Origin of the sequence: Pseudomonas wenzhouensis, assembly GCF_021029445.1 — a bacterium.
GTDB lineage: Bacteria > Pseudomonadota > Gammaproteobacteria > Pseudomonadales > Pseudomonadaceae > Aquipseudomonas > Aquipseudomonas wenzhouensis.
Genome location: NZ_CP072610.1, coordinates 2,587,255 through 2,605,525 on the forward strand (window position 1 = coordinate 2,587,255; position 18,271 = coordinate 2,605,525).

14 protein-coding genes are annotated in these 18,271 nt (G+C 62.3%); 7 read left to right on the forward strand and 7 right to left on the reverse strand.

All coding sequences use genetic code 11. The features are described from left to right. Positions 1–74: 74 nt before the first annotated feature. From nudC to J7655_RS11885, 7 genes are all read right to left on the reverse strand, one after another. The gene (nudC, locus tag J7655_RS11855) at positions 75–899 is read right to left on the reverse strand and encodes an NAD(+) diphosphatase (RefSeq protein ID WP_230924622.1); all 825 of its coding nucleotides are present in this window, start codon (positions 897–899) and stop codon (positions 75–77) included. Beyond that, positions 899–2,578: a FimL-related protein gene (locus J7655_RS11860; RefSeq protein ID WP_230924623.1), complete on the reverse strand. Its 1,680-nt coding sequence runs from the start codon at positions 2,576–2,578 to the stop codon at positions 899–901. The genes nudC and J7655_RS11860 overlap by 1 nt, the downstream gene beginning before the upstream one ends. A 37-nt stretch (positions 2,579–2,615) precedes the next feature. Further along, positions 2,616–3,428: a crotonase/enoyl-CoA hydratase family protein gene (locus tag J7655_RS11865; RefSeq protein ID WP_230924624.1), complete on the reverse strand. Its 813-nt coding sequence runs from the start codon at positions 3,426–3,428 to the stop codon at positions 2,616–2,618. A 201-nt stretch (positions 3,429–3,629) separates the two neighbouring features. Then, positions 3,630–5,873, reverse strand: coding sequence for an Orn/Lys/Arg family decarboxylase (locus J7655_RS11870; RefSeq protein WP_230924625.1), 2,244 nt, complete (start codon positions 5,871–5,873; stop codon positions 3,630–3,632). A gap of 121 nt (positions 5,874–5,994) precedes the next feature. Continuing rightward, entirely contained in the window at positions 5,995–6,753 is a 759-nt protein-coding gene (gene dnaQ / locus J7655_RS11875; protein ID WP_420850874.1) for a DNA polymerase III subunit epsilon, read from the reverse strand. Between the two features lie 74 nt (positions 6,754–6,827). Further along, positions 6,828–7,280: a ribonuclease HI gene (gene rnhA / locus J7655_RS11880; protein ID WP_230924626.1), complete on the reverse strand. Its 453-nt coding sequence runs from the start codon at positions 7,278–7,280 to the stop codon at positions 6,828–6,830. A gap of 58 nt (positions 7,281–7,338) precedes the next feature. Next, on the reverse strand, positions 7,339–8,097 hold the full coding sequence (locus J7655_RS11885) for a class I SAM-dependent methyltransferase (RefSeq protein ID WP_230924627.1): 759 nt from the start codon (positions 8,095–8,097) through the stop codon (positions 7,339–7,341). A gap of 72 nt (positions 8,098–8,169) precedes the next feature. Between J7655_RS11885 and gloB the strand changes: the two genes are divergently transcribed. The 7 genes from gloB (at position 8,170) to J7655_RS11920 (ending at position 18,270) form a co-directional block, all read left to right on the forward strand. Next, on the forward strand, positions 8,170–8,946 hold the full coding sequence (gene gloB, locus J7655_RS11890) for a hydroxyacylglutathione hydrolase (protein WP_230924628.1): 777 nt from the start codon (positions 8,170–8,172) through the stop codon (positions 8,944–8,946). Between the two features lie 118 nt (positions 8,947–9,064). After that, positions 9,065–10,639 (forward strand): lytic transglycosylase domain-containing protein, encoded by a 1,575-nt coding sequence (locus J7655_RS11895; protein ID WP_230924629.1) that lies wholly within the window; start codon positions 9,065–9,067, stop codon positions 10,637–10,639. A gap of 223 nt (positions 10,640–10,862) precedes the next feature. Then, positions 10,863–12,692 (forward strand): extracellular solute-binding protein, encoded by a 1,830-nt coding sequence (locus J7655_RS11900; protein WP_230924630.1) that lies wholly within the window; start codon positions 10,863–10,865, stop codon positions 12,690–12,692. Beyond that, positions 12,689–14,548 (forward strand): extracellular solute-binding protein, encoded by a 1,860-nt coding sequence (locus J7655_RS11905; protein WP_230924631.1) that lies wholly within the window; start codon positions 12,689–12,691, stop codon positions 14,546–14,548. Before J7655_RS11900 ends, J7655_RS11905 begins: the two co-directional genes overlap by 4 nt. Continuing rightward, positions 14,548–15,633, forward strand: coding sequence for a microcin C ABC transporter permease YejB (locus tag J7655_RS11910; protein WP_230924632.1), 1,086 nt, complete (start codon positions 14,548–14,550; stop codon positions 15,631–15,633). Before J7655_RS11905 ends, J7655_RS11910 begins: the two co-directional genes overlap by 1 nt. Positions 15,634–15,635: 2 nt before the next feature. Further along, positions 15,636–16,655: an ABC transporter permease gene (locus tag J7655_RS11915; protein ID WP_230924633.1), complete on the forward strand. Its 1,020-nt coding sequence runs from the start codon at positions 15,636–15,638 to the stop codon at positions 16,653–16,655. 1 nt (position 16,656) lies between these two features. Further along, entirely contained in the window at positions 16,657–18,270 is a 1,614-nt protein-coding gene (locus tag J7655_RS11920; protein WP_230924634.1) for an ABC transporter ATP-binding protein, read from the forward strand. Position 18,271: the final 1 nt, after the last annotated feature.

Genomic DNA, 18,271 nt, shown 5'->3' on the forward strand with positions numbered 1-18,271 from the left:
CAGATCATTCAGGGCCGCGTAGAGACGGCTTCATCGGCGAGATTCGCGGCTGAAGTCGTACCTACACCAGCGCTCTAGGCCGGCATCGTCGGCTCGGGCAAGCCAAGCCGGCGCGCAACATAAAGATCGATCAGATGACGGGCGATGGAACGTGATGCCGGCAACGGCGGCAGGTCATCGACACGGAACCAGCGCGCGTCCTCGATCTCGTCTTCCTGCATGACGATCTCGCCCCCGGCATATTCGGCGTGGAAGCCCAGCATCAGCGAATGTGGGAAAGGCCAGCCCTGACTGCCGATGTAGTGCAGGTTTTTCACCGCCAGCCCGACTTCCTCGTGCACCTCGCGCGCCACGCAATGCTCCACCGACTCCCCTGGCTCGACGAAACCGGCCAGGGCGCTGTACACCCCGGTGACGAAGCGCGGCGAGCGCGCCAGCAGGATCTCGTCGCCGCGCGTGACCAGCACGATCATGCTCGGCGCCAGGCGCGGATAATGCTGCGACTCGCAACTGTCGCAGCGCATCGCCCGCTCACCGGGAAGCTGGCGCGTCGCTGCGCCACAGCTGCCGCAATAACGATGCTCGGCGTACCAGGTGCCGATTTGCGCGGCGTAGGCGAGCATGCGGAAGGTCTCCGTGTCGCCCTGCAACATGAACTGACGCAGGCTCTGCCAGCTGCAGCCTTCGAGCATGGCCGACGGTTTCACCTGCAGCAGATAGACGGCGTCCTCACCAAAATGGCCAATGCCCTGCTCGCCAATGATCGGCAGATCCTGGCGCTTGACCCAGTCACGCGGGAACAGCACGCCATTGCTGTCGGCAAGAAAATGCTGCTGACTGTAGAGCACAGCCCAGCCGCCAGGCTGAGCCGGGTCGAGAAAGGCGTTACGCCAGACCATCAGGCCTGCACCGGCATGCCCAGCGCCTTGACGCTTTCTTCGGCGAGGTCGAGTACGCTGGGCTTGGTTTCCGGACGCATCACGGCGCCAGCTTCCAGGTAGTATTCCAGGCTGCTGAGGGCATCGGCCAGGGTTTCCAGCATCTGCTCGGATGGCATTTGCCCACTTTCCAGCATGCGCGTCTGGATATAGTCGGCGCATGCACCGACCAGCACCGATGCGCGGCGTTGCTCCAGGAACCACAAGCCACCGCGTACCGCCTGCAAACTGAAGGGCACGTTGGACAGGTGCATCTTGTCGCCACCGGACTCCAGATACGCCGTGATGGCACGCTTGGCCAGCGCCAGACCGGCCTGAGCCTCGTCGACCACGACGATACGCGCCTCGTTGAGCTGATGGCTGGCGAAGGAGTCGGCCTCCTGGCCCGGTGCCACCGCTACCGGCCTGCTATCACGACCGTCACCGCGCTCGAGGCTGGCCACCATGCCTTCGACATACAGCACCGCGTCAGCCAGTTTGTGCAATTGCTGTGGCTGTGGCGGCGCATCTTCACTCCAGGCTGCAACCAGTGGCAACTGCGCGCTCAGCGAATTACCGGCAGAAGTCAGGCCAACCATACCCAGGGTCTTGGCCAACTTGCCCAACAGTGCATGCAGGGTACCCAGCGTTTCGCCTTGCAGGGTGCCGCGCTCGAGCAGGTCGAGCATGTCCTTGACGCTGGCCAGTTCTTCACGAATCGCCGCAGACAGCGAACGCATCACCGCCTGCCCAGGCCCGGCCAAGCGTTGGTATTCCTCTTCCAGCAGGTGATCGGTGAACGGCAGCGGCGTGAGGCCGAACACCTCGCGCATGGCGCTGGCGAGTGGCCCGTGGCTGTCGGCCAACGCGACCAGATACAGCAACTCCTTGAGCAAACTGCGTGGTGCTTCGTACTGGGGGTTGCCGAGCATCAACTTGAGCTCGCGATCCAGTCGCGAGAACAGCTGCTTGCGTGATTTACGCGGCAGCAACTGGGCATCGCACTGCGCCTCGAGGGCCGCAGCGCCGATCCAGCACATGCGGGCGCGCGGCTCGTTGGCGAACAGGCTGTCCAGACGCGCCATGGCGCGCACCATCAGCTTGAGGCTGGCCTGTGGATTCTGCTCACGAATAAAGCCGAGCAGGCCCACCTGATACATGTGGCGCAGACGCTTGCCTTCGACCTGCTTGGCAGCACCGTCGAGTGGCAGCGTCGCACTATGCGGGCGCGCGTGATCCAGACGGACACTGAAGAAGAAGCTTTCCGGCAGCGGCGGCTGCCCCCCGGCCTGACGCAGGTCATTGATCGCCGGCAACAGCAGCTCGGGCATTTCCTGACGGTGAGCATCGACGCTCTCCAGGTAACGGCGCAGCACATACAGGGCATTGCTCAGGGCCGCCAGTTGTACATCGCGCTCCTCACCGACACCGGCCGGGATATCGGTGGCCTGATCGAGCACTTCCTGCGCCAACAACTCGGCACCGGCCAGCTCGATCAGGTTGAGCGTACCGCGCACCTGCTGCAGGTTTTCCACCGCCTGCTGCAGCAGGCTGCCGTTGTGTCGCTCGGCGATGAAGTGCTCCAGGCTCTGCTCGGCCTCCTCCATGGTGACGAACAACTCGTCGCGCACCAGGTTCAGCGATGTGGCTCCACTTACCATGCTCTGGGCCTCGCAGCGAACGTCAGCGAATACGGCATCAGTCGGCGAACTCCGGCTTCTGTTTGGTCATGTGGGCGGCCATGGCCAGGCGCAGGTCTTCCGACTGCAGCATGGCGGCGTTCCAGGTGGCGATATATTCGAGGCCATCTTCGACGCGGTGGTCGCGCATGTAGCGAATCATTTCCTTGGTACCGCGCACGGCAATCGGTGACTTGGCGGCGATCTGCTCGGCAATCTCCATGACACCAGCCAGTAACGTCTCATGGTTTTCGTAGGCCCGGTTGGCCAGACCGATGCGTACGGCCTCGTGACCATCGATGCTGCGCCCGGTATAGGCCAGCTCACGCATCATGCCGTCACCGATGATGCGCGGCAGGCGCTGCAGCGTGCCGACATCGGCGGCCATCCCCATGTCGACTTCCTTGATCGAAAACTGTGCATCGACCGTGCAGTAACGCATATCGCAGGCGCTGACCAGATCGATGGCGCCACCGATGCAGTAGCCCTGAATCGCCGCCAGCACGGGTTTGCGGCAGTTGTCGACAGCATTGAAGGAGGCTTGCAGCTCGAGAATCTTGCGCCGCAGCGCGGTGGCGTTGCGACCGACATCCTTGCCCAGTTGCGCACCGACCGAGGCCAGCAGCATCAGATCGATGCCCGAGGAAAAGTGCTTGCCGGCACCGGAAAGCACCACCACGCGGACCACATCGTTGTCATCGACCCACTGGAAAATCTCGATGATCTCGCGCCAGAAGTCGGCATTCATGGCGTTGACCTTGTCCGGTCGGTTGATCTGCACGTGAGCGATCTTGCCCACCAGCTCGATGCGGAAGGCTTTGTAGTCGGACATGGCAGGCATCCTCAGCAACGGCGTGGCAGCGCGATGATTATTTTGTGATTAATAACCGGGCAACTATAACAAGCGCGTCATAAAAGTCGATGCTTGCCAGCGTGACGCAGGCCACAGCCCGGGCGTTATCAACTGCTTTGAATATCAGAGATAAGCGTTTGATCTGCCGAAGAACTTGCGCTTCGGCAGATCCGGGGTGGTTTATTCCACCAAGCAATCCACCGTGTAGTGTCCGGTGTCGGTTTGCAGGCCATGTACATCGACGTCAAAGCCGGGGAAAGCCTTGTCGAAGGTGCGCGCGAACGCCAGGTAGTCGAGAATCGAACGACTTTGCGTGGTAAAGCGCTCACCCGGCATGATCAGCGGAATGCCGGGCGGGTAAGGCACCAGCATCACCGCCGCGATACGCCCCTGGAGCTGGTCGATCGGTACCGCTTCGACCTCGCCCCGCACCAGGCGGTCATAGGCATCAGCCGGTTTGATCGCAGTCTCTGGCAGTGCCGTATACATGCTTCGCAGCGCCTTGGCCGTGGCGTTGTCGCGGTAGCACCCATGCAGCGCATCGCACAGATCGCGCAGCCCCATGCCGTGGTAGCGCCCGCTACCGGCATGGGCGATGGAAGGCAGCACGTCGATCAGCGGCAAGTTGGCATCGTAGCTGCGCTTGAACTCCAGCAACTCGGTCAGCAGCGTGCTCCACTTGCCCTTGGTGATGCCCATGGAGAACAGCACCAGAAAGGAGTACAGCCCGGTTTTCTCCACCACCAGGCCGCGCTCCCAGAGGAACTTGCTGACCACTGCAGCCGGAATGCCCTGCGGCTCCAGCTTGCCGGCGGCGCTGAGCCCCGGCATCACCAGGGTGACCTTGATCGGATCGAGCAGCACATAGTCATCGGCCACTTCGCCAAAGCCATGCCAGTCGGCGTCTGGCTGCAGCACCCAGTCGGTCGTGGCAAGGCTGTCGGCGCCATCGGCTGCACCCGGCTGCCAGATGCTGAACCACCAGTCCTCGGCGCTCAGGTTGCGCCGCACATTGGCGAGGGCACGGCGGAAGCTCAGCGCCTCGTCGAAGGTTTCCTGGATCAGCGAACGGCCGGCCGGCCCTTCCATCATCGCCGAGGCCACATCCAGCGAGGCAATGATGCCGTACTGCGGCGAAGTGGAGATGTGCATCATGAAAGCTTCGTTGAAGCGGTCACGGTCCAGTTGGCGCTGACCACCATCCTGCACGTGAATCATCGACGCCTGACTGAACGCCGCCAGTAGCTTGTGCGTGGAATGGGTGGTGAACACCAGCGGCGACTGCTCGTCACATTGGGTGCCCATGCCATAACGGCCGGCATAGAACTCATGGAACGCCGCATAGGCATACCAGGCCTCATCGAAATGCAGGACTTCGACCGAATCACCCAGCGCCTGCTTGACCATCTCAGCGTTGTAGCAGAGCCCGTCGTAGGTGGAGTTGGTCACCACCGCCAGCTTGACCTTGGGCGCCCGGCCGCGCGCCAGCGGGCTGGCGTCGATCTTGGCCTGGATCGATTCCTTGCTGAACTCGGAGAGCGGAATCGGCCCGATGATGCCCAGCTCGTTGCGCTCCGGGCACAGGTACAGCGGAATTGCACCGGTCATGATGATCGAGTGCAGGATCGATTTGTGGCAGTTGCGATCCACCAGCACCAGGTCATCGCGACCGACCATGGAATGCCAGACGATCTTGTTCGCCGTCGAGGTGCCGTTGATCACGAAGAAGGTGTGATCGGCGCCAAAGTTGCGCGCCGCACGCGCCTCGGCCTCGGCCAGCGGCCCGGTGTGATCGAGCAGCGAGCCCAACTCCGGCACCGACACGGACAGGTCGGAACGCAGGGTGTTCTCACCGAAGAACTGGTGGAAAGCCTGGCCCACCGGGCTTTTGCGATAGGCCACGCCGCCGCCATGGCCAGGCGTATGCCAGGAATAGTTGGACTGCGCGGTGTGCTGCACCAGCGCCTTGAAGAACGGCGGCAGCAGGCCGTCGAGGTAATTGTGCGCCGCCCGCGCCACCTGGCGGGCCAGGAAGGACACAGTGTCTTCGTAGAGGTAGAGGATGCCGCGCAGGTGGTTGAGATCGGCCATGGCTTCGGCCGGCGCGTTCTCGATAGTGACCTGCTCGCCGAGGGCGAAGATCGGCAATTGCGGCGCCCGCACCCGCGCCACGCGGATCAGCTCGACCATGTCCTGCAGCAGGCGGCTGTTCTCGCCAGCGCCCTCGGCCGCCACCAGGATGCAGGCCAGGCCGTGATGGGTGGAGGCGACGATGCGCCCCTCGGCAGCGCTGGCCGTGGGCAGGATGCTGAAACCGTCCTGGGTGAGTTCCTGAGCGATGGCGCGCACGCGATCACCTGCCACGGTGTCGGCCTTGATGTCGCGGTGCACGATAAGGACGGGGAATTTTAGATCTTTATACATTGTGACGTCCTGAAGGCTGGCAGGCTGGGCCTACCCATCGCCTCAGGTTAGAGGCTCGCTCTGATGGGCGGAACCCCCTGTGCATCACGCTATAAGAAAAGGTCGCAATTGCGCTGTTCGGTTATTCCGGCGCCTTTTCCAGCTGCGCCCACAGCGATGGGCCACCGGCGGTTTTTTCGATCACGGCTAGGCGCGCGAGATGGGCTGCCAGCTCATCTTCGCTGGCACGGATGACGCGCGTGCGCGGACGCGAGGCGTCCAGACGGCGAATCGGTGTGGGCTGCTGGCGCCCGCTGCCGTCGCCATCGGAACCTTCACCGGCCAAGGACAGATTGGTCTGCCCGCCAGTCATCGCCAGGTAGACGTCGGCGAGAATCTCCGAGTCGAGCAAGGCGCCGTGCAGTTCGCGGTTGGAGTTGTCGACGCCGTAACGCTTGCACAGCGCGTCGAGACTATTGCGCTGCCCCGGATGGCGCTCACGCGCCATCATCAGGGTATCGAGCACCGAGCAATAATCACTGACGTCGGCCCGCTCGCTCTGCCCCAACAGGGCGAACTCGTTGTTGATGAAGCCAACGTCGAACGCCGCGTTGTGGATGATCAGCTGGGCACCCTTGATGAATTCGTAGAATTCATCGGCGACGTCCTTGAAGCGCGGCTTGTCGGCGACGTACTCATTGGTGATGCCGTGAACCGCGATGGCGCCTTCGTCGATCTCGCGATCCGGGTTGAGATAGACATGGAAGTGACGCCCGGTCAGGCGCCGCCCCATCAATTCGACACAACCGATCTCGATGATGCGGTGCCCGTCAGTGACCGGCATACCTGTGGTTTCAGTATCCAGCACCACGTAGCGCTTGACGGTGTTATCGGTTGTCACGCCTTGCCTCTCTCATCTGTCCAGGTTGTTGCACATTCAAGCGTGGCATCTTAACTCAGCCAGGGTGTCGTCGCTCAGCGCGCCGCACGCACATCATCGACGCCTCGGTTGGCCAACTGGTCGGCACGCTCGTTGCCGGGGTGGCCGGTATGCCCACGCACCCACTGCCAGCTCACCTGATGGCGATTCACTTCTTCGTCCAACTTCTGCCAGAGGTCGGCGTTTTTCACCGGCTCTTTCGAGGCGGTCTTCCAGCCGCGCTTCTTCCAGTTCGGCAGCCATTCCTGGATACCTTTCATCACGTACTGCGAGTCGGTCACCAGCTTGACCGAGCACGGCCGGGTCAGCACGATCAGGCCGGCAATCGCCGCCATCAGCTCCATGCGGTTGTTGGTGGTATTGGGATCACCACCCCAGAGTTCCTTTTCTACACCTTTATAGATCAGCAGCGCGCCCCAGCCACCGGGGCCAGGGTTGCCCTTGCAGGCGCCATCGGTGTAGATCACTACATCATGGGTTTCAGACATTCATCAGCTCTGTACGGAATTGTTTGGCCGGAACGCGACCTGCGGCGAACTGTGGCAATCAGTTGTCGAGGTCGCGCCGGCTGACCTTGGCCACCGGCATCGGCAGCAGCTTGCCCATCGGTTCACGGCGTGACTGGCGCAAGGGCCGCAGGCCGACCACCAGTTTGCGCGCCACCAACAGATAGAAGCCGGCACCCGGCAAATGCCAGGCATTGCCCCAGCTTTCCATTCGCCGCAGGCGCATTTGCCAGGCCAGCGCAGCGAGCGGCGGACGATAGCACCCGAAGCGGCGTTTCTCCAACGCAAAGCCGAGCAGGCTCAGCCAGTCGCCGACACGATTGGGCGCGATACAACGTGCCCTGGCCAGGCCATCCCGAGCGAACAGACGCCGTGCCCCCCAGGCGCTCCAGGGGTGAATACCGAGAATCAACAGATGCCCGCCAGGCCTGACACTGCGCGCTGCTTCACGTAACAGACCATGCGGTGACAGGCTGAAATCCAGACCATGCTGCAACACCACCACATCAGCTGCATGCTCGCCCAGGGGCCAGGATTGCTCCTCGCAGACGATCTGCACACCCGGCATTGGCGCCCCCAGGCGCACGTTATGCTGGATCTGCCCGGCCTTGGGCGGGCCTTCGGCGCCAGGGCCGTAGCTCACCAGATAACCACCGAAGAAGCGTGCCAGCTCTTCTTCCAGCAAACGCCGCTCTTCCTCCAGCAACAGCTGGCCGAGCGGCCCGGCAAGCCAGTCGCGCGCCTCGCCAATGAGCTTGAGCCACTCAGGATCAGCCTGGGCGAATGCCTCATCAGTCATCGCTGCCTCCGCATGACAGGTTCTGCATGTCCTGTCTAAGATGCACCTTTATCAACAGCTTAGCGACCCGCAATGATTCAGATCGACGCGTTGCCCGCCTTCAATGACAACTATATCTGGCTGCTGCAGGATACCAACACCAGGCGCTGCGCCGTGGTCGACCCCGGTGATGCTGCACCCGTTCTGGCCTGGCTGGAAAGCCATCCGGACTGGACGCTCAGCGATATCCTCATCACTCATCATCACTTCGACCATGTCGGTGGCGTCGAGACGTTGAAGCACGCCACCGGTGCCCGTGTCGCCGGCCCGGCAGCGGAGCAGATCCCGGCCCGCGATATCGACTTGAACGACAACGACACCATCGAGGTCCTCGGCCTGCGCTTCGAGGTGATGGCTGTCCCTGGCCACACGCTTGGCCATATCGCCTACTACCAGGCTGAACAGGCTTTGCTGTTCTGTGGTGACACCCTGTTCGCCGGTGGCTGCGGCCGTCTATTCGAGGGCACGCCGCAGCAGATGCATCAATCCCTGAGCCGCCTGGCCAATCTGCCCGGCGAAACAGCAGTGTACTGCACCCACGAATACACGCTGAGCAACCTGCGCTTCGCCCATGCCGTCGAGCCGAACAACACGCGCCTGAATGCACGCCTGGCAGAAGTCACGCGATGGCGCGAAGACGGTCGAATCAGCCTGCCGTCGACCATCGAACTGGAACACGCCACCAACCCCTTCCTGCGTACCGCCGAGCCTGCGGTAATCGCGGCGAGCAAGGGACACGACGACCGGCAGTCGAGCGAGCCAAGCGCCGTATTCGCTAGCCTGCGCAGCTGGAAAGATACCTTCCGCTAGCGGAGAAAAAGGTCGACGGGCACGCAAAAGCCCCACTCGAGGCTGGTGAAAACTTGACCAGCCTCGACCCGATTCCTAGAATCGCCCGACTTTTTCGCCGGGACAACCACCTCAGCCAATGCCTTTATCATCACGCAACTCATTGAATATCAAGGCATTTATGCGAAGCTCCCGAGTGCTCGCAGTGATGTGCAGCATGATTCTGGCCGGCTGTCAGAGCCTGCCCAGCGACACCCCGGATAAGTCCACTGACACCTCCAGGGCCATCGGTCTGGAACGCCAACCGGAATGGCTTAGCAGCCAGATCAAACCACGCGAGTACAGCGACATCTGGGAGCGCGTACGCGACGGTTTCAAGTTGCAAGATGAAATCGGCATCAACCCGCGCATCGAACGTGTGCGCCTCTGGTACGCCAGCAATCCGAAGCACGTCGACACCGTCAGCGAACGTAGCGCACCTTATATCCACTACATCGTCGAGCGTCTGGCCGAACGCGACATGCCCATGGAGTTGGCGCTGCTGCCGGTGATCGAAAGCGCTTATGACCCACAGGCCTACTCGTCGGCCCATGCCGTTGGCCTGTGGCAGTTCATCCCCTCCACCGGTCGCCATTACAACCTGCGCCAGACCAACTGGTACGACGGCCGCCGTGACGTCACAGCATCGACCCAGGCAGCACTCAACTATCTCAGCCGCCTGCATGAGATGTTCAATGGCGACTGGCTGCTCGCCCTGGCCGCCTACAACGCTGGCGAAGGCCGCGTCAGCCGCGCCATCGAGCGCAATGAGAAACTCGGCCTGCCCAGCGACTACTGGAACCTGTCGCTGCCCAAGGAAACCGAAGACTACGTCCCCAAGCTGCTCGCCCTGTCACAGGTGATCATGACTCCAGACGCTTACGGCGTAACGCTGTCGCCAATCGCCAACGAGCCCTACTTCGAGCAGATCGCCATCAAGCAGCACATGGATCTGGCCCGCGTCGCCAAACTGGCTGACCTCGACGAAGAGGAACTGCTGCAACTCAATCCTGCCTACAAACGCGGCATCACCCTCGATGGCCCACAGCATCTGCTGGTACCGACCGAAAAAGCCGAGCTGCTCAGCGCCAACCTGGCCCTGATGAAACCGCAGGAACTGGTCGACTGGCAGAGCTATACCGTGCGCTCCGGTGACAGCCTGCACGCCATTGCCAATCATCATCATCTGTCGGTGAACATGCTCAAGGATGTCAACCGCCTGAGCAGCAACAACCTGAGCATCGGCCAGGTGCTGACCATACCGGCCAGACCCGATACGGCGCCGAACGAGCCGCTGTATCAGCAGCGCAGCAGCGCACAGAACAGTGCCGCACCGACCTACCGGGTCAAGAACGGCGACAACCTGTGGCAGATCGCCCGTGCCAATCAGGTTGCCGTGCATGACCTCAAACGCTGGAACAGGCTGCAGGGCAATCAGCTGAAAGTCGGCCAGGTGCTCACGTTGGCAGCCAGCGCCAGTAGTGCGCCGCTCGCCAACACGACTCGCAGCACCTCCGGCTCTCGCGACAATGCGACCTATTACCGCGTCCAGCAGGGCGACTCCCTGTACGTCATCGCCAAACGCTTCAAGGTCGACCTCAAGCGCCTGCAGGCCTGGAACCCGCGCAGCAGCACGCTGCGTCCCGGGCAAATGCTGACCCTCTATCTGCCCTGATCAAGGCGTGCCGGGTGCAGGCAGGCAATACGCAGCCGACCGTGTGACCTGCCCAAACATCCTCAATGGCACCCGACGCAGCCATTGCCGCGAGCCGCACCCGACGATGCCCGACCCGCGACTTGCCCCCTACCCGCCACTGCACTCTTTTTCCTGCCGATACAAGCTGTTACTGTACCGCTCCAGAAGCCCAAACGCCGCCATGGATCGGATCTCACGCCCGATGCGTCCCCTCCTACTGCTGTTCCTCAGCCTGGCCTTGAGCTTTCCCGCCTCTGCGACTATCAGCGAGAGCCACGGCTACGCCCAGTTCGGGACACTCAAGTACCCTGCCAGCTTCAGTCATTTCGACTGGGTCAACCCCGACGCGCCCAAAGGCGGCACGTTGCGCATCATGGCATCCGGCACTTTCGATACGCTCAACCCTTACACACTCAAGGGCAGCAGCCCGATCTCGACTGCGCATTTCCTGCAGTACGGCGCCAATGAGCTGAACGAACCCCTGATGGTCGGTACCGGCGCCTACGACCCCTCGGGGGATGAGCCTGCCTCCAGCTATGGCCTGATCGCCAAGAGCGTCGAGTACAGCGAAGATCGCAGCTGGGTGGTGTTCAACCTACGCCCGGAAGCACGCTTTCACGATGGCAAACCGATCACCGCCTACGACGTGGCCTTCTCCTATCGCCTGCTGCGCAATGATGGCCATCCGCAGTACCGCACCAACCTGCAGGAAGTGAAGCGCGTCGACATCCTTGGCCGCCATCGCATCCGGTTCGTGTTCAAGCGTGCCGGCAATCCCCTGCTGATCCTGCGCCTGGGCGAACTGCCCGTACTGCCGCAGCACTACTGGAAGGATCGCGACTTCAAGAGCACCACCTTCGAGCCGCCACTGGGCAGCGGCCCCTATCGCATCGTCCAGGTGGTGCCGGGCCGACGCCTGGTATTCGAACGGGTCAAGGACTGGTGGGGTAAGGATCTGCCGGTCAATCGCGGCAAGTACAACTTCGACCGCGTCGAGGTGGAGTTCTACCGTGACAACCATGTCGCCTTCGAGGCCTTCAAGGCGGGCGAATTCGATTTCTACATCGAGAACCAGGCGAAGAACTGGAGCAACGGTTACCGTTTCCCGGCCGTGACGCGCGGCGACGTGATTCGCGCCGAAATACCGCACCAGATTCCGACCCAGACCCAGGCGCTGTTCATGAATACGCGCCGGGAACTGTTCAGCGACCGTCGCGTGCGCGAAGCGCTGGGGTTGATGTTCGACTTCGAATGGACCAATCGTACCCTGTTCAACAACGCCTATACGCGCGCGGCCAGCTATTACCCCAACAGCGAGTTCTCCGCCCTTGGCAAGCCCGAAGGCGCCGAATGGCTGCTGCTATCGCCCCACCGCGACAAGCTGCCCGCACGTCTGTTCACCGAGGCGCCGACACAACCGGTAACCGATGGCCGCGGCATCCCACGGGAAACCTTGCGCCGCGCCCTCGGTCTATTGGCCGATGCCGGCTGGAAGCCCGCCGGGCAGGAGCTGCGTAATGCCCAAGGCCAACGCCTGGCATTCGAGATCATGCTGGTCAATCCCAGCCTCGAGCGCATTCTCCAGCCCTATGTCGCCAACCTCGCCAGCCTCGGCATCAGCGCCAACCTGCGCACTGTCGACCGCGCCCAGTACAAGCAACGCCTCGATCAGTTCGACTACGACATGATTCTCCTGACCCTGCCGCAAACCCTCAGCCCGGGCCTGGAGCAATCGTTGTATTTCCACTCCAGCCAGGTGAACGTCAAGGGCGGCAAGAACTATGCAGGCGTCAACGACCCAGTGGTCGACGAGATGATCGACAAGCTGCTTTCGGCGCAGACCCGCGACGAACAGGTCGCCGCCACCCGCGCGCTGGATCGCGTCCTGCTCTGGCAGCACTACAGCATTCCCAACTGGTACATCAATTATCACCGCCTGGCGTACCGTAACCGGTTCGCCTTCGTCACCACGCCGCCCTATACCCTGGGCCTGCGAACCTGGTGGCTGAAGCCCACGGAGAACGCTCGATGACCCACCCGCTGCGCAGTTTCCTGCTCCACGGTAGCAGCCTCATCCTGCTCGGTCTGGCCGGCCTCGCCTTCGCCGCACCCAAGCATGCCGTCACCCTGTATGACGAGGCGCCCAAGTATCCCGCCGACTTCACCCACTTCGAATACACCAACCCCGACGCTCCCAAGGGCGGCACCTTTCGTGAAGCCGGTTTCGGTAGCTTCGATAGCCTCAATCCCTTTATCAGCAAGGGCGTCGCCGCCGACAACATCGGCCTGATCTACGCCACTCTGACCGTGCAGAGCCTGGACGAGCCGTTCACCGCTTATGGTTTGGTCGCAGAGAAGATCGAGAAAGCCCCCGACAACGCCTGGGTACGGTTTGTGCTCCGCAAGGAAGCCCGCTTTCATGACGGCACACCGATCACCGCCGAGGATGTCAAATTCACCTTCGATACGCTGATGGAGAAAGGCTCGCCGACCTACCGTGGCTACTACGCCGATGTCGACCAGGTCGAGGTAGAGTCGCCGCATAGCGTGCGCTTTGTGTTCAAGCACGCCGGCAATCGCGAGCTGCCGCTGATCCTGGGACAGCTGCCGGTGCTGCCCAAACACTGGTGGGCCGAGCGCGACTTTTCCAAGAGCAATCTCGAGGTGCCGCTGGGCAGCGGCCCGTATCAGGTCGGGCGGGTCCAGGCCGGGCGCAGCATCCGCTACGAGCGCGTCAAGGACTGGTGGGCCAAGGATCTGCCGGTCAGTCGCGGCTTCTACAACTTCGATACCTTGCAGGTCGACTACTACCGCGATAACACCGTGGCGCTGGAAGCACTGAAAGCCGGGCAGTTCGACTACTGGCTGGAAATGAGCGCGAAGAACTGGGCCACGGCCTACAACACCCCGGCAGTGGCCAACGGCCAACTGATCAAGGAAGAGATCCAGAACCGCAACCCGACCGGCATGCAGGGTTTCATCTTCAACACCCGCCGTCCGCAGTTCCAGGATCGCCGCGTGCGTGAAGCCCTGGGTCTGCTGTATGACTTCGAATGGGCCAACAAACGCCTGTTCAACGGCGCCTACTTCCGCACCCGCAGCTATTTCGACAACTCCGAACTGGCCTCGCAGGGGCTGCCAGGAGAGGACGAACTGGCGATTCTCGAACCGCTACGCGGCAAGATTCCGGCCGAGGTGTTCAACGAAGAATTCCGTGTCCCGGTCACCGACGGCAGCGGCATCATTCGTGAACAACAGCGCCGCGCCTATCAGCTACTGCAGCAGGCCGGCTGGCGCATCGAAGGTGACCGCATGCTCGATGCCAACGGCCAACCCGTGCGTTTCGAGTTCCTGCTGGCGCAAACCGAATTCGAGCGCGTGCTGCTGCCCTTCAAGCGCAACCTGGCCGACCTCGGCATGGATCTGGAGATTCGCCGCGTCGATGTTTCGCAGTACATCAATCGTCTGCGCTCGCGTGACTTCGACATGATCGTCGGCGGCTTCGGCCAGTCCAACTCGCCCGGTAACGAGCAACGCGAATACTGGCACTCCTCCAGCGCCGACAACCCTGGCAGTCGCAATTTCATTGGCCTGAAGGATCCGGCCATCGACCAGATCGTCGAAGGCCTGATCAATGCCGACTCGCGGCAAAGCCTGATCGCCCATACCCGCGCCCTCGACCGCGTCCTGCTGTGGGGCTACTACGTGATCCCCAACTGGCACATCAAGACCTGGCGCGTGGCCTACTGGAACCGCTTCGAGCATCCCAAGGTGACGCCGCTCTACGATATCGGTCTGCACACCTGGTGGGTGCGCCCAGGCCAGGAGCAGCCGAGCGAAGCGCAGCAGCAAGCCACGGCACAAGCGACCGAAGAGGCGAAGCCATAATGCTGGCCTATATCTTTCGCCGCCTGCTGCTGATCATCCCGACCCTGTTCGGCATTCTGGTGATCAACTTCATCATCATCCAGGCTGCGCCGGGCGGCCCGGTCGAGCAGATGATCGCCAAACTGGAGGGTTTCGATGCGGCCGCGGGCGGCGCCACAGGGCGCATCGGTGGCGGCGGCGCCGAAGTGTCGGTGGCCGGCTCCAACTACCGTGGCGCCCAGGGCCTCGATCCGCAACTGATCGCCGAAATCGAGAAGATGTACGGCTTCGACAAGTCGGCGCCAGAACGCTTCTGGATCATGCTGAAGAACTACGCCCAACTGGATTTCGGCTCCAGCTTCTTTCGCGATGCCCAGGTCATCGACCTGATCATCGAGAAGATGCCGGTGTCGATCTCGCTCGGCCTGTGGAGCACCCTGATCATGTATCTGGTGTCCATCCCGCTGGGCATCGCCAAGGCCACCCGCCACGGCAGCGCCTTCGATGTCTGGACCAGTTCGGCGATCATCGTCGGCTACGCCATCCCGGCCTTCCTCTTCGCCATCCTGCTGATCGTGCTGTTCGCCGGCGGCAGCTACTGGGACTGGTTTCCTCTACGCGGCCTGACCTCGAACAACTTCGAGCAACTCAGTCTCGGCGGCAAGATTCTCGACTACCTCTGGCACCTGGTGCTGCCGGTCACCGCCCTGGTCATCGGCAACTTCGCCACCCTGACCCTGCTGACCAAGAACAGCTTTCTCGACGAGATCAACAAGCAGTACGTGACCACCGCACGGGCCAAGGGTCTGACCAACCATCGCGTGCTCTACGGCCACGTCTTCCGCAACGCCATGCTGCTGATCATCGCCGGCTTCCCGGCTGCCTTCATCGGCATCTTCTTCACCGGCTCCCTGCTGATCGAAGTGATCTTCTCCCTCGACGGCCTGGGCCTGATGAGCTTCGAGGCAGCGATCAACCGCGATTATCCAGTGGTGTTCGGCACCCTGTTCATCTTCACCTTGCTGGGGCTGATCGTGAAATTGATCGGTGACATCACCTACACCCTGGTCGATCCGCGTATCGACTTCGAAAGCCGGGAGGGTTGAGCATGAAACTCTCCCCTCTCAACCAGCGCCGATTCGACCGTTTCAAGGCGCACAAACGCGGCTGGTGGTCGCTGTGGCTGTTTCTCATCCTGTTCGGCCTGAGCCTCGGCGCCGAACTGATCGCCAACGACAAGCCGCTGGCCGTGCGCTACGACGGCCAGTGGTACTTCCCGGTACTCAAGCGCTACCCGGAAACGGTGTTCGGCGGTGAGTTCCCGCTGCAGGCCAATTACAAGAGCCCGTACATTCAGGACCTGATCGCGGAAAAAGACGGCTGGATGCTCTGGCCGCCAATCCCGTTCAGCTATTCGAGCATCAACTATGACCTGGAAGTGCCCGCTCCGGCGCCGCCTTCGGCGCAGAACTGGCTGGGCACCGACGATCAGGGCCGCGACGTGCTGGCACGGGTGATCTACGGCTTTCGCATCTCGGTGCTGTTCGCCCTGACCCTGACCCTGGCCAGTTCGGTGATTGGTGTGATCGCCGGCGCCCTGCAAGGCTTCTATGGCGGCTGGGTCGACCTGCTCGGTCAGCGCTTCCTGGAAATCTGGTCGGGCCTGCCGGTGCTCTACCTGCTGATCATCCTCGCCAGCTTCGTGCAGCCGAACTTCTGGTGGCTGCTGGGCATCATGCTGCTGTTCTCCTGGATGAGCCTGGTAGACGTGGTGCGCGCCGAGTTTTTGCGCGGGCGCAACCTCGAATACGTACGCGCTGCGCGGGCGCTGGGCATGGAAAACGGCGCCATCATGTTCCGCCATATCCTGCCCAATGCCATGGTCTCGACCATGACCTTCATGCCCTTCATCCTCACCGGTGCCATCGGCACCCTGACCGCGCTGGACTTCCTCGGCTTCGGCCTGCCGCCCGGCGCCCCCTCGCTCGGCGAACTGGTCGCTCAGGGCAAGAGCAACCTGCAGGCGCCCTGGCTGGGCATCAGCGCCTTCGCCGTGCTGGCGATCATGCTGAGCCTGCTGGTGTTCATCGGCGAAGCCGCCCGCGATGCCTTCGACCCGAGGAAATGACATGAGCCAGAACGAAACCCTGCTGCAAGTTCGCGACCTGGCCGTCGAGTTCGTCACCGGCGATCAGCACCAACGCGTGGTAGAGAACATCAGCTTCGACATTCACAAAGGCGAAACCCTGGCCCTGGTCGGCGAAAGCGGCTCGGGCAAGTCGGTCACCGCGCACTCGATCCTGCGTCTGCTGCCCTACCCGCTCGCACGCCATCCGCATGGCAGCATCGAGTACGCCGGCGAAAACCTGCTCACACTCAGCGAGGGCCGCTTGCGCGGTATTCGTGGCAACCGCATCGCCATGGTCTTTCAGGAGCCAATGACCTCGCTCAACCCGCTGCACAGCATCGAAAAGCAGATCAACGAAGTGCTCGCCCTGCACAAGGGGCTGCGCGGCAAGGCTGCCAGCGAACGAACCCTGGAGCTATTGGAGCTGGTCGGCATCCCCGAACCGAAGAAGCGTCTGAAGGCCTACCCGCACGAACTCTCCGGCGGCCAACGGCAGCGCGTGATGATCGCCATGGCCCTGGCCAATGAACCACAGCTGTTGATCGCCGACGAGCCGACCACCGCTCTGGACGTCACCGTACAGCTGAAGATCCTCGAACTGCTCAAGGATCTGCAGGCGCGCCTGGGCATGTCGCTGCTGCTGATCAGCCATGATCTCAACCTAGTGCGCAGAATTGCTCATCGCGTATGTGTCATGCAGCGCGGTCGCATCGTCGAACAGGCGTCGTGCGAACAATTGTTCCGGTCGCCGCAGCATCCCTATACCCAGGAACTGCTCGGCGCCGAGCCCAGCGGCGAACCTGCGGCCAACCCTGCAGGCCAGCCGTTGCTGGAAGTGGACGACCTGCGTGTGTGGTTCCCGATCAAGAAGGGTCTGTTGCGCCGGACGGTGGATCATGTCAAAGCGGTGGACGGCATCAACTTCAGCCTGCCTCAGGGCCAGACCCTGGGCATCGTCGGCGAAAGTGGTTCCGGCAAGTCCACTCTGGGCATGGCCATTCTGCGACTGCTCGCCAGCCGCGGTGATATCCGCTTCCAGGGCCAGCAGCTGCAGGGCCTGAGCCAGCAGGAAGTACGCCCGCTGCGCAGGCAGATGCAGGTGGTGTTTCAGGACCCCTTCGGCAGCCTGAGCCCGCGCATGTCGGTGAGCCAGATCGTCGGTGAAGGTCTGCGCATTCACCGCATGGGCAACGAGGCGGAGCAGGAACAGGCGATCATCGACGCGCTTTTGGAGGTAGGGCTGGATCCGCAGACGCGGCATCGCTACCCCCACGAGTTTTCTGGCGGGCAACGGCAGCGGATTGCCATTGCCCGGGCACTGGTGTTGAAACCGGCGCTGATTCTGCTGGACGAGCCCACCTCGGCGCTCGACCGCACGGTTCAGCGTCAGGTGGTGGAGTTGTTGCGCGGCTTGCAGGCCAAGTACAACCTGACCTATCTGTTTATCAGCCATGACCTGGCGGTAGTCAGAGCGCTGAGCCACCAATTGATGGTGGTCAAGCAGGGCCAGGTGGTCGAACAGGGGTCTGCCGAGTCGATCTTCAGCGCACCGCAACACCCTTATACGCAGCAGTTGCTGGAAGCCGCTTTTCTGGCCCCGGCAACGGCTCACTGAT

What these genes read in the sequence shown, in the direction of transcription:
- nudC (WP_230924622.1), bottom strand. Translation starts at nt 899, where the DNA reads ATGGTCTGGCGTAACGCCTTTCTCGACCCGGCTCAGCCTGGCGGCTGG.
- J7655_RS11860 (WP_230924623.1), bottom strand. Translation starts at nt 2,578, where the DNA reads ATGGTAAGTGGAGCCACATCGCTGAACCTGGTGCGCGACGAGTTGTTC.
- J7655_RS11865 (WP_230924624.1), bottom strand. Translation starts at nt 3,428, where the DNA reads ATGTCCGACTACAAAGCCTTCCGCATCGAGCTGGTGGGCAAGATCGCT.
- J7655_RS11870 (WP_230924625.1), bottom strand. Translation starts at nt 5,873, where the DNA reads ATGTATAAAGATCTAAAATTCCCCGTCCTTATCGTGCACCGCGACATC.
- rnhA (WP_230924626.1), bottom strand. Translation starts at nt 7,280, where the DNA reads ATGTCTGAAACCCATGATGTAGTGATCTACACCGATGGCGCCTGCAAG.
- J7655_RS11885 (WP_230924627.1), bottom strand. Translation starts at nt 8,097, where the DNA reads ATGACTGATGAGGCATTCGCCCAGGCTGATCCTGAGTGGCTCAAGCTC.
- gloB (WP_230924628.1), top strand. Translation starts at nt 8,170, where the DNA reads ATGATTCAGATCGACGCGTTGCCCGCCTTCAATGACAACTATATCTGG.
- J7655_RS11895 (WP_230924629.1), top strand. Translation starts at nt 9,065, where the DNA reads ATGCCTTTATCATCACGCAACTCATTGAATATCAAGGCATTTATGCGA.
- J7655_RS11900 (WP_230924630.1), top strand. Translation starts at nt 10,863, where the DNA reads ATGCGTCCCCTCCTACTGCTGTTCCTCAGCCTGGCCTTGAGCTTTCCC.
- J7655_RS11905 (WP_230924631.1), top strand. Translation starts at nt 12,689, where the DNA reads ATGACCCACCCGCTGCGCAGTTTCCTGCTCCACGGTAGCAGCCTCATC.
- J7655_RS11910 (WP_230924632.1), top strand. Translation starts at nt 14,548, where the DNA reads ATGCTGGCCTATATCTTTCGCCGCCTGCTGCTGATCATCCCGACCCTG.
- J7655_RS11915 (WP_230924633.1), top strand. Translation starts at nt 15,636, where the DNA reads ATGAAACTCTCCCCTCTCAACCAGCGCCGATTCGACCGTTTCAAGGCG.
- J7655_RS11920 (WP_230924634.1), top strand. Translation starts at nt 16,657, where the DNA reads ATGAGCCAGAACGAAACCCTGCTGCAAGTTCGCGACCTGGCCGTCGAG.